General features: G+C 60.2%; 5 protein-coding genes. 2 read left to right on the top strand and 3 right to left on the bottom strand.

Translation table 11 applies throughout. From position 1 onward, the window contains the following. Positions 1-236 precede the first annotated feature (236 nt). Entirely contained in the window at positions 237-539 is a 303-nt protein-coding gene (locus tag Mal15_RS11590) for a hypothetical protein (protein ID WP_147867905.1), read from the bottom strand. 19 nt (positions 540-558) lie between these two features. Here Mal15_RS11590 and Mal15_RS34025 point away from each other — a divergent pair, with 19 nt between their 5' ends. After that, positions 559-717 (top strand): hypothetical protein, encoded by a 159-nt coding sequence (locus Mal15_RS34025; RefSeq protein ID WP_167546744.1) that lies wholly within the window; start codon positions 559-561, stop codon positions 715-717. Between the two features lie 122 nt (positions 718-839). Further along, a complete protein-coding gene (locus tag Mal15_RS11585; RefSeq protein WP_167546743.1) occupies positions 840-7,730 on the top strand; it encodes an ELWxxDGT repeat protein in 6,891 nt (2,296 codons plus the stop codon). A 231-nt stretch (positions 7,731-7,961) separates the two neighbouring features. Here the strand turns inward: Mal15_RS11585 and Mal15_RS11580 are convergent, their stop codons facing one another. After that, positions 7,962-8,510, bottom strand: a complete 549-nt coding sequence (locus tag Mal15_RS11580; RefSeq protein ID WP_147867903.1) for a formaldehyde-activating enzyme — start codon at positions 8,508-8,510, stop codon at positions 7,962-7,964. Positions 8,511-8,698: 188 nt separating this feature from the next. Continuing rightward, positions 8,699-11,998 carry a WD40 repeat domain-containing serine/threonine-protein kinase gene (locus Mal15_RS11575; RefSeq protein WP_167546742.1) on the bottom strand — a complete coding sequence of 1,100 codons (3,300 nt, stop codon included), beginning with the start codon at positions 11,996-11,998 and terminating at the stop codon, positions 8,699-8,701. Positions 11,999-12,046: the final 48 nt, after the last annotated feature.

Raw genomic sequence — 12,046 nt, 5'->3', positions numbered from 1 at the left:
TAGTGGACGAGGCGACGATTCCATTCGGATTGCGCGCCGCGTGGACTCCTCGCGTCGTCCACTGCCAATTACCAGAATCGAATGGCGAGATGGAATACTAGCCGCCTGGTTAACGCCTGCTAAGGTTGTTGCTCCTCGGGCAGACGCCTACCCACGACGGCCCGGAAGGGCCATCGTACAGGGAGTGGTCCGAGGCGCGACGGCCCGGAAGGGCGGTCGTACAAGGGGCAATGCGCTCAGCGAATGATCGCGCGCAAGGTGTTGGCCACCGGTCGCCCCGGCACGCGCACCTCGGTGCCGCCATAAGGCGTGTAGAAATAGTAGCGTGGTCGAGGCGCCACCACCGGCGGCAGCGGTGCGACGACGGCCGGAGCAAGCACGACGGGCGCGGGATACACGATCGGCGGAACCAAAACCGGCCGAGCGACCGCGACGGGGTAGCCGGGCGCGTAAACATCGATCCCAACGTACTGTCCCTGGGCGCTCGAAGCGATCGATGCCGACGCCAACATGACCAACCCGATAATCCAAGCCTTCATTCGTCTCTCTCCAATCAAGTTGTCTCAACTGCCGTCCGATTCGCAGCGTCGCGATCCGACGTCGCGCGCGGACGTTTACGCCGCTATTTTCCCCTGCCTGTCATCGCAGATCAAGCTGCTTGCGGTGCAGATCAAGCTGCTTGTCATTGCGTATCAGATTGCGCTGGTCAGCCGCTGAATCACCCCGACGATCACCGCTGTGCAGGGCCTGTGGCGAATCGTTCACCTTTGAACGCAGATTCAGGTAAAATGATCGCCTCAAACAATCGCGCTGATGAACTTGCAACCTGGGAAATCGCGATGAAACGTCTAGTTTGGGGGCAGGGCCGAGCGAGTCGGGAACGAATGCGTCATGGCCGGCTGCGGATCGAAACGCTGGAAAAGCGTCAGATGTTGGCCGCAGCAGTGTTGGAAACGGCGCTGCTAAGGGACTTGAACCCGCAAGCGCCGCCGTCGGGAGCCCAGCAGTTTGTCGCTGTCGGCGATCGTCTGTTTTTTGTCGCCGACGATGGACTGCACGGTAAAGAATTGTTCGTTATCGATGGAGACGGCCCCGGCATCTTGGTCAAAGACATCGGTCCCGGCGATCTGGACGGCGAGATCGGTGATCTGACGGCGGTCGGCGAAACGCTCTTTTTTACGGCCTACACCGACCCCCTCGGAGAAGAGCTTTGGAAAAGCGATGGGACCGAGGCCGGGACCATGCTGGTTCGCGACATTAATCCGACCGTGACCAGCTATGAATACGACGGAGTGACGTACACCTACGGCGATTCGTCGTTTCCAACTCGCTTGACCGCGGCCGGCGACAGACTGTTTTTCGTCGCCAACGATGGGGCGCACGGGAACGAGTTGTGGATCAGCGATGGGACGGAATCCGGCACCGTCCTGGTCGCCGATCTGACAGCCGGCGAGGCGGGTTCGGCCCCGGATCAATTGACCTTTGCCGCGACGATCGACCAAGGCACGTTGTTCTTTAGCGCACAGACGCCGAACCTGGGGCGGGAACTCTGGAAATCCGATTTGCAAGGTGTTACCGCTCTGGTTGCCAACGTGTTTCCGGAAACGAACGCCGACGGCACGCCCCTGTTTGTCGAGCGGACCGACGGCGACAACAAACCGGTGATTCGAAACGCCAGCGGGAAACCGATCGTCGGGCAACTCGATGCGGGCGACAATTGGGTCTTTTTCGAAGCCGACGGAACGCAGGTCCTGCCATCGGACTTCGGTCCGTTTTCGTCCAACCCGCAAAATCTGGTCGTCTTCGACGGCTTGCTTTACTTCTCCGCCGATGGTGTCCCGTCTGGCTCAGGTGCCGTCGGCCGAGAGCTATGGGCGAGCGATGGCACGGCGGCTGGTACCATCGTCGCCGGTGACTTGGCCGCCGGAGAGCACGTCGTCAACGCGACCGATGTGACGGGGGCAAGCGTCAACATCCGCCGCCCGATGAGTTCGTCACCGGGGGAATTGCTCGCGACAAACAACCGCCTTTATTTCGCCGCAACGGGTGCTCCGGCCAGCGGACGTGAACTGTACTCTCGCGGGTCTTCAGGAAGCTCCGGGGGCGGCACGGTGGAGTTACTCAAAGACATTTTCCCGGGCGACGATTCGTCTTCGCCGTCGCAGATGACCGCAGCCGGCGATCGCGTTTTTTTCGCCGCAGAATCTTCCGCTGGTGTCGAATTGTGGTCCAGTGACGGCACGACCGGCGGAACGGTGCTTGTGCGAGACATCGCGGCGGGTGTCATTGATTCCGATCCGAGCGACCTGACTGCGCTCGGCAATGCTTTGGTGTTTACCGCCGACAACGGCGTCGACGGACGAGAGGTCTGGAAGAGCGACGGAACGCCGGAAGGGACGACGCTGGTGAAAGACATCCGTCCCGGCGGTCATCGCTCCCACAGCCTTGCACAGGAATTGACGGCCGTCGGAAACCACGTCTATTTCGGCGCGAGTGATTTTTTTCGCGGGTTCGATGTTTGGCGGACCGATGGCACTGCCTTGGGAACGGAATTTGTCGGGGTGCAGACGACGGCCAGCATTTCGTCGGAACCGAAACACTTGACCCGCGTGGGATCCAAGTTGTTCTTTGTCGCCAAGTCCCAGGAGTTTGGTGAAGAGCTGTGGGTGTCCGATGGCAATTCGTTCGATACCCGAGTCGTCATGGATATCAATCCAGCGTTCGTCGGCAATGTTCCTCAGGGGGCGGCGGTCAGCGAACTGGTCGAATTCAATGGATGGCTGTACTTCGTAGCATTCGATGGTACCGAATCACGGCTTTGGAAAACCGATGGTTCCACGGGGGGAACAACGTACGCGACGCTCGGGATCAATGGCGATCCGGTTCCGGGCCCCAACGCACCGAGCGACTTGATCGCGATCGGCGACACGCTGTTCTTCACCGCCGACGAATCGGCCAGCGGACGCGAGGTCTGGGCGTTACAGGCAACGACGGGACAAGCCACCTTGCTGAAAGACATCGATCCCACCGCGATGTTATCGTCCCAGCCGTTGGATCTGACCCGCTACGGCGACCGTTTGTACTTCAGCGCCTACAGCCCCGGCTCCGGGCGTGAGCTTTGGAGTAGCGATGGAACGCCCGAAGGCACGGTGCAGCGCGCCGATCTTTATCCCGGCAGTGCGTTTCCGTTTTCTTCCAATCCGGAGCAGCTGGTGGTTTCCGGTGGCAAGCTGTTTTTCGTGGCCGAGGATCCGGACCACGGGGCGGAGCTGTGGGTGATCGACAGCGACTCAGACGATCCGAGATTGGTCGCTGACCTGGATGAAGGCACCGACAGTTCGTGGATCACGTCGCTGACGCCGTTCGACGACGGCGTGGTGTTTCGCCGTGACGACAACTTCAACGGCGTCGTCGGCACCAACATCGGCAATGAACTTTGGATCAGCGACGGATCGGCCGCCGGAACACGCCCGGTCGTCGATTTGGAAACGGGGACGGACGGATCGCGCTGCTTTGGCGACTATGTTGGCCGAGGCATCATCGAATTTGCGAACAAAATTGTGTTCCGCGCCAACGACTTGGAACACGGTTGCGAATTGTTCATCAGCGACGGGACAGCCGCCGGAACGGGTCTGTTGGAGGATCTGTTTGAAGACTCGCCGATCGTCATCGGGGAAGAGGGCCGGTCGTCGGATCCCGACGATTTTCACGTGATCGGCAATGCCCTGTATTTCCAAGCGACCGATCAGAACGGCCGCGACCTCTGGCGTTTGGACCTGGACGGGACCCTGCAACGGGCGACGTTCGACTACGACTTTAATCCCCGCCCGGCAGAATTGACGATCGCCGGTTCGAACCTGTTCATGATCGGCAACGATGGCGTCCGGGGACGCGAGATCTACCAATTGCCTTTGGAACATTCACTGACCCCTGCGGTCATGGAGGTTTTGGCCAAAGACATCGCCTATGAAGATTGGGTCGCGGGGCAAACCGTTTCCTTCTCCGACCTGGGCTATGGTCCGGTCTCCACCGTCGAGTTCACGGTTGACACCGTGTTCGAGGATCCGGTCACCGGATTCGACGCCGTGGGGTTGGTCAGCAGTTCGGTCGGTCCGGTTCTTGCGATCCGCGGCTCGGTCGATTTCTTGACCGATTGGTTCGACGATTTTCATCCCGACGGTGTCGGCACCGGGCAATTCCTGGCGGCCTATGACACGGTCGCCGCTTGGCTGAGCGTGATTTCAGCATCGCATGGTCGACCTTCGATTGTCGGACACAGCCTTGGAGGCGGACTGACTCAATTGATGGCCGCGCGATACACGAGCGACGGAGGTGACTTGTCCCGCGTCGTCACCTTCAACGCCCCGGGGATCCACGCCGACTATGCCGCCATGTTCGATGCACTGCGCACCGAGCAGGTGTTGCACTTCGTCACCAATGGCGACCCGGTCAGCCTGGCGGGCGACGCCTTTCTCTCCGGCGATTGGGTTCGATCGACGTTCTCCGCGATCGATCTGTCCAAGAACCACACACACCCGGTGTTGGTCCCGTTCACGTACACCGGCGACACTCGCACCGAAACTCGGGATCGGCCCGATGACACACATTTCGAGTACTTCGACGACACCGAGTGGTTGAATCATCCGTTGTACTTTCACGACGACCTGAACTATTTGACTTGGTTGTCGGTGATGTACGCCGTCGCCAATGCCAGCGACACGTTGCGTCCCTACCGACACCTGCCGGCATCGCTGCTGTTCCGCAGCACGACGGAGGCTCAGCGACAAGCGATCGGCCAGGTTTGGCACGACTTCCAAACGCCCGTTCTGGCAGCGATCGGGCCGACACCCTGCGATCCGGAACTGGAGCCGTTCACGCTGGCGGACATGGAAATCAACGTGCTTGGTGTGTTTGACGTCGAAGCGACAGGCATGATGGCCAGTTGCCGGCCTTCGCCCGATCCGAGTGTCTGGCTGCAAGGCGAAGTGCGTTTGCCCGATTTCTTCAACGTGACGGCCAACTTCACCGACGAAAACCGGATCCAGCTCGCAAACGGCAAAATCGATCTGGTCGGAAGGGTGACGGCCGAAGACATCCGGGTCCTGCCGGGCGTCTTGACGGTCAAACAGGCGGGGATCGGTTTTGATACGATCGCAAACACCCTGGATGCCGGGGCACGACTTGACATCAAGCCGTGGGGAATCGAATTGGGGGTCGATTTGGGATTCCTAAACAACCAATGGAATTCGATCGAAATCCTGGCGGACGGATTGGGAATCCCGGTTCCGGTGTTGCCCGCCGCATTCTTGCAGCGCGTCTCCGGCAGCGTCGATCATTTTGCCCCCAGCGACCCAACACCGATCACCTTCGGCGGCGCGATCGGGATGACGCTCGGTCCCGAAGTCAGTGTCGACTTGCCGGACTGGGCCGGCGGCCCGGTGGAAGCCAAACTACTGGGGTTCGATGGATCCGCGTCGTTCAACAGCCGACAACTGACCATCGGAGCGGACCTGTCGATCGTCAACGGCCTGGCGATCGTCGATGGAACGACCACCTGGGATTGGGTCGACGGCACGCTGGAAGCCAGCGGCGGATTCAATGTGCTGAATGGCACCATCCTGTCCGACGACGCAAGTTTTGCAGCACATGTCGACGAAAACAGCGGATTAAACCTCAACGCCTCCGCCAGCGCCACCTTCACCGTTCCGGAAGCGTTTCCGGTGATCGGCGGCACCGAAGCGTTTGCAGGTCAATTCTTCTTGCAATTCACCGACGATGGAGATTTTTCGAATGATTCAACGGGCGCCTATGCCAGCTTCCCGCTGCCCTTGATCGGTGATGTCGGATTGGGATTTCGCGTTTGGCTGGACGGCGGAATCGGATTGATCGGCGCCGAAGAAATCGCCGAACTGATCGAAGATGGCGAAGGCGAATTGCCGGCCCAAATCACACCGTTTTCGCATCAGGTGATGATCGAATCGGGAAAGGAGTGGACGTTGTTTTCTGCGCAGTGGGACAATGAAACCGACGCAGAAATCGTGCTGACAACTCCCGCCGGGGCGACGTTGACCGAAGCCGACATCATCGCGGCAACCGGGATGTCGATCGTTGATGACCTGTCGAATCGGAAACGCCGCGTGGTGGTCGTTTCCCAGCCCGAATCGGGCGTGTGGTCCCTGTCGGTCGACGGCAATGGCAACACCGGCCACGTGGATTTCTTTGCCGGTTCCAGCAACAGTCCACCGGAGGGCGTGATCACCCAGGTCGCCGGTGGTGGATTCGGCCAACAGGTTTCCATTTCCTACGACGCATTGGACATTGATAACGACGCGTCGATTGCGTTTTACTACGATTCCGACTCCGACGGGTTGGACGGCATTTTGATTCAATCCGGGATCGCGGAAACCGACGAAAGCGGTCAGCTGACCTGGGATACGAACGGAGTTCCTGATGGATCTTATTTCGTCTACATGACGATCGATGACGGGATCAATGCGCCGGTCTCGGTGTACTCTCAGGACTCGGTGACGGTGGCGAATCGACGGATCGATGGCCGAGTCTTCAACGACGCCAACGCAAACACCGTCTGGGACGAGGGCGAATTGCCGGTCGCCGACGTCGCCGTCTTTGTGGACGCCAACGGCAATGGAACGCTGGACGACGGCGAAGCCTTTGCGATCACGCAGGTGGATGGAGGCTACCGACTGGCGGACCTGCCCGTGGGCAATCACACGCTGACGATCGTGAAGCCACAAGGCTACATTCAATCGGCACCGCTCGATGGCATGCCCCAAGAAATTGAAGTTGGTCAACAGGACCAGATCCAAGCGATCGACTTGGGGATTCGCATCACGCCTGCATCGATCAGCGGCGTCGTTTGGCAAGACGTCAACCGCGACGGTTTCCGTGATGCGTCGGAGCAGTGGCGCGAATCCGTGTCGTTGCGATTGATCGACGAAGGGAGCGGGGTGGCGGTTGCACACACGGTGACCGCGCAGGACGGCGGCTATGAATTCTCCGGGATCATTCCTGGTTCGTATCGGTTAGAAGTGGTTCCCGAAACGGTCGACCAAATCACACTCAACGATCGCCCCGGAAGCGACGATCACGACAGTAATTTTGATCCGGTGACCGCCCTGCGACAGGTTGATCTGGCGACCGGCCAGACTCTTTCGTCGATCGACGTCGGATTGTTCAGCCGATGGAACTCCATTGACAATCCCTACGACACGGATCTGAGCGGAGCGGTCACTCCCTTGGACGCCTTGGTGGTCATCAATTTCCTGGCACGACTACAGGCTTCACAAGCGTCCGGTGAAGCGTTGCCGGCAGAAAACACCTTCCCCGACGTCAACGGTAACAGCCGCGTCTCGCCGTTGGACGCACTGTTGGTCATCAACTACGTCGCGTTGCAGCAGGAGATGGAGTCGGAGTCGGTAAGGCGAACCGGCGGCACCGTTGCCGCATCGAGTCTGCTTGCCCAATTCCCGCTGATCTCAAGCACGCCAAGCGATCGGGAACGCTCGGGGATGAATCTTTTGGAACCGGCGGTCATTCAGGCCGAAGCCGAAACGATCTCAGCGGCGACCTCTGCAACACCGCAGAACGTTATGCGATTTGAGAACTGGCCGGCCGCCGAATCGCAGGCGGATAGCGACAGTGACGATGAGACATCACTCGACGACCTGCTGACGCAACTGGCGCTCGATCTTTCGCAAGCCGCCCGTTGACATCCGATTGTCGAAACCTGTCATTGCGCTGGCGGCGGGAAGAACGACGAGCAGATTGATGACAAGGAGACGTGACCGGCACCGGCGCGGACCGCGGCCGATCAAATCCGCGCCCCGGCGATTTCCTTGTCACCCATTTTCCTATCGGCTTTTCTTCCCGACCATTCGTCTGCCCCAAATTTTTCTGTCAGCCTGCTCCCTGCCGTCGGCTGGGAGCAGATTCCCCAGGGATCAGATCTTTCCGTCCAAGCCCATTTGGTAGTACTTGTGGGTGATGTTTTCCTGGTTTTCCAGCAACCAATCGATCGACGGTTCACAGGCCATCGCTTTGGCAATGGCTTGGGCCATCGCTTTGCGGTGGATGTCGAACAGTGCTTTATGATCCAGGTTGTCGGCGGTGGCGACGCCCGGGTTCAGCCAGACGCTGCAGATGATTCCCAGGTCGTTGCACTTTTCTTTGGGGATGTCGCCGGCGCGAACCGCGTCGAGCACGCCGTTGGCGATCGCCGCTTGCACCGTCCCCATCAGGATGTTGGTGTAGCGGTTGTCTTTGACGGTGACCTTGCTGACGCACAAGGTGACCGGGCGGACTTGGATGTCGGTGTTCAGGATCGCAAAGACTTTGGTGTGCCCCTTGGTTTGGTCACCGGTCAGCGTGGCCAAGGCGGTGCCGACCGGACCGTCGAGTTCGCCGATCACGACTTCGGGTTCGGCGGCGGTAAACGGGGGGCCGCCGGCAACAAGTGATTCTCCGGTGCGCAAGATGATACGTTCTGACATGAGTTCAACAGATGAAGGGAAGGTGGAAGAGACGGTCGGTAACCAGGCCGACCGATCGCCGGCCACTAACATAGCGGACCCGCACAGGACAGGAACACAGTGGGCAGCCGCGAAATCGTCTCCCGTCGCCCCTGACGGAATTGTCCCACGTGGTTGACAACGTAGAACGATTCGTCGCCCAACCGCCCCTATTTCTCCGCCATTCGGGCGGTTGCGGGGCGTTGCCGTTCTCGGTCGCGATCGTCTGGGGTTTGTGTACTGAACACCGCGATGTGATCACCCTTGCCGGCGACGGCCAATCGGTCTGAGAGCGGGGAAAACTGCAGGCTGCGGATCGGTACGATGTTGGTCTGGACCACCAACTGCGTCTGCCAGACCTGGGTGTCCCAGAACAGGACTTCGCCGTCAAAGTGGCCACTCGCCATGACGCTGCCGTCATTGGAGAAATCGAGTTCCGCCAATTGGGCAGGGCTTTGGCGACGGGTGATGACTTGAAAATCGGGCATCGACCAAACCGTGATCATGCCATCGAGCGTACCGGTGACCAATGCAGAACCGCCGGGGTGGAACTTCATCGTTTTCAAGTCGTCCAGGTGACGCTCGCCCAATCGTTCCACTTGCCCATTCTCCGCTTCCCGCCACAACACCACCACGTCGTTTTCATCGGCGGTGGCCAACAAGCCTGACACGCGATCCTTGGCCGCGATCGCGATGCTTGAATCGACGTGTTCTGCCGAGTGCCCCAGACGAAGCGTTTCAGCCGAGTTGTCCATCGGCAACCACCTCGGTTTGTCGTCGTCCAAGCCGATCAGCAGCCGATCGGCCTCAAGCATGATCCCCCGCGTCCCACCGGGGACGTTCGGCGAATCGATTTGGTGACCGCTTGTTGCGTCCCAGAGGTCGACGTCGCGCCCCCGTGCACGAGTGATCAAAATCGGATCCGGGTCGGCGAACAGAATTTGGTAAATGTTCTTGGTGCCCGTCGCCCACTGGCGTCGCAGCTCGCCCGTCCGGGCATCGTAAATGCCGACGGTCCCATTGGGGCTGTAGGTCGCCAGCAGATCACCGCGGGACGAAAACGCCAGTCGCCGCACGACCTGCCCGAGCGGTTTCCAGGATTGGTACAGCCGTTTGGGCGTGACCGATGCGATCAAGACGCGCCCGCCCCTCAGCCCGATGGCGACATTGTCGCCGTGCCGGGACGCATCGACGACGAAGGGATCCCAATCGACGTTCGGTGAAGATTCGGTTAGCGTCCCTGTCGTCTGGTTCGGGGAAAGGCTGAGCGACTGGGCGCGATCGCCGCGATAGATCGTTGCCAGCTTTCCATCGCTGCCCAACAGAACGACCTGTCCACGCCCGCAGAGCAGGATACGTTGGCCTTGGAGCCCCGCGCCGGAGTGACAGATTTCCAAATCGGGCAGGAAGAGTTGGCCGCCCCAAGTCCGCAGAGACTGATTGGAAGCCACGTCCCAGATCCCGGCGGCTTTGACTTGACGGCACAAGCACGCCAATCGCAGGTCATCCGAGTATCGGCCACGGAAGACCGATTGCGCGTCGTCTGCGACAAACGACGCTTTTTGCCGTTCCAGCGGTTCACCCGTTTGCAGGTCACATATCGTCAGCACACCGTTCTGCGAAACCGTACCGACCCGATCGCCCTGGGCCGCAATGGTCAATCCGATGATCGCGGAATCATCCAGCCGGCGTTGCCAGGTCTGCCGGCCGCCGGGGCGATCAAAGTGCGTGACACGGCCGGATTGGTCGCCGATCAAGTAGCCGTCGTCGCCCGTGACCGCCGCCACAGCGGTCGCCCGTGCCGCGTCGTCCGACCACAGCACGTGCGTCTGGTTGGAATCGATGTCAAACCGGACGGCGGTGCCGTCGCGTCGCGCGAACAGTGCCGCGCGCGAATCGCCATCGAGTGCCAGTCGAACCGTCGGTGAATCGATTTGTCCTTCGATCGCCGCGATCGGGTTGCCCGATGCCGTTTCCCAGGCACGCACGCCCGACGGCCCGCTGGTGACCAGCCACGCCCCGTCATCGGAAACGGCAACGTCCAGCAACCCGCGCCGGTCCGCGTTCCATCCCGTCGTGACTTGGGTCGTGTATTCATACAGCAGACGCCAGACGAAGCCGCGAAGATCCGGAGGACAAATTGACTCGTCGGCCAATTGCTCGGCGACATGATCGGGTTCACGTTGGGCGATCAGCCCCAGACGCAACAAGGTCTGGTTCATTGCGGTTCGACGTAGCCGCCGAGCGGACTTGGACGATCGCTCGTTCGCGCTGACGAGTTCCGCCTCGTTCAAACGGAGGATCTCGTTGATGTCACGAAGATCTCTCGCGCGGTCGTTGGCGAGTTTCGCCGCGATGCCGGCGGTGACGGCAAGCGCGACCAACAACACGAGAGCCGCGACCGAGACGGCGGCGACCCGACGGTGCCGGAGACTCCACTTCCACAACGCCCGGCCCGCCCCCTGACGTCGAGCATGGATCGGTTTGCCATCGACATAGTTTCTCAGATCCGTCGCGAACGCTTCCATCGATGCGTAGCGTTCGCCCGGCTCTTTCGCCAACGCGGTTTCCAAGATCAATTCCAAATCACCGCGAAGGCGACGGTCGACACGACCGATCGGTAACGGCGGCTGAGTTTTGACGATTTGGGCCGTCTCCCACATCGTCTTTTTGTCGATCTCATAGGGAAGCCGTCCCGAGAGCAACTGATACAGCACCACCGCCATGCCATAGACATCGGTCCGAACGTCGATTTGACCAAGCTGCGCATTGAACTGCTCGGGGCTCATGTAGCTGCGCGTTCCGATCCAGGCTTCCGTCGTCGGCTCATGCCCCAATTCGTCGACGTTGTCGCGTCGGATTCGAGCCAGCCCGAAATCGATCAGCTTCGGCACTCCATCGTCGGTGACCAACATGTTGGCCGGTTTCAGGTCGCGGTGAACGATCCCTTCGGCGTGGGCCGCCGACAAGGCTTCGCAAAACTGCAGACATAGCCGGATCGTGTCCGAAGGCGACCAGTCCGACTCTTGCCGGCGGAAGCGGATGTATTGTCCGATGTCCGCCCCCTCGACCCATTCCATCGTGAAATAAAGTCGAGACGCGCCGAGCACATCGGCGACACCGGCGTCAAAGATCTTGGCGATGTTGGGATGTTGAAGCGTCCCCAGCAACTCCACCTCAAGCTGAAAACGCGATTTGACCCTCGATCGGGCCGCCAGGTCATGCAACAGTTTCAACGCAACCTTTCGATTCGGAAACCGCTGCTCGGCCAGATAAACAATCGAATAGGGACCTCGGGATATCTCTGACAGAATCTTGTAAGGGCCGATCGACTCCGGAAGCGGCACCGGAGACGCGGGACCATGTCCCGACGACATCTCCAGCCAATTGACGTAGTCCCGCAGTTGCTCGGCCAAGCCCAAGTCGCCTTCGCAAAGCTGTTCCGCCGTGACGTCCTCACCCGCAGCCACCATGGATTCCCAACGGTCCAGAAGCCTCTGAAGCTCGTTCGAAACCAC

This window comes from Stieleria maiorica (genome assembly GCF_008035925.1).
Taxonomy (GTDB): Bacteria; Planctomycetota; Planctomycetia; order Pirellulales; family Pirellulaceae; genus Stieleria; species Stieleria maiorica.
The sequence above is the reverse complement of the archived record's forward strand: the minus strand, read 5'-3'. Positions and strand labels throughout refer to the sequence as shown.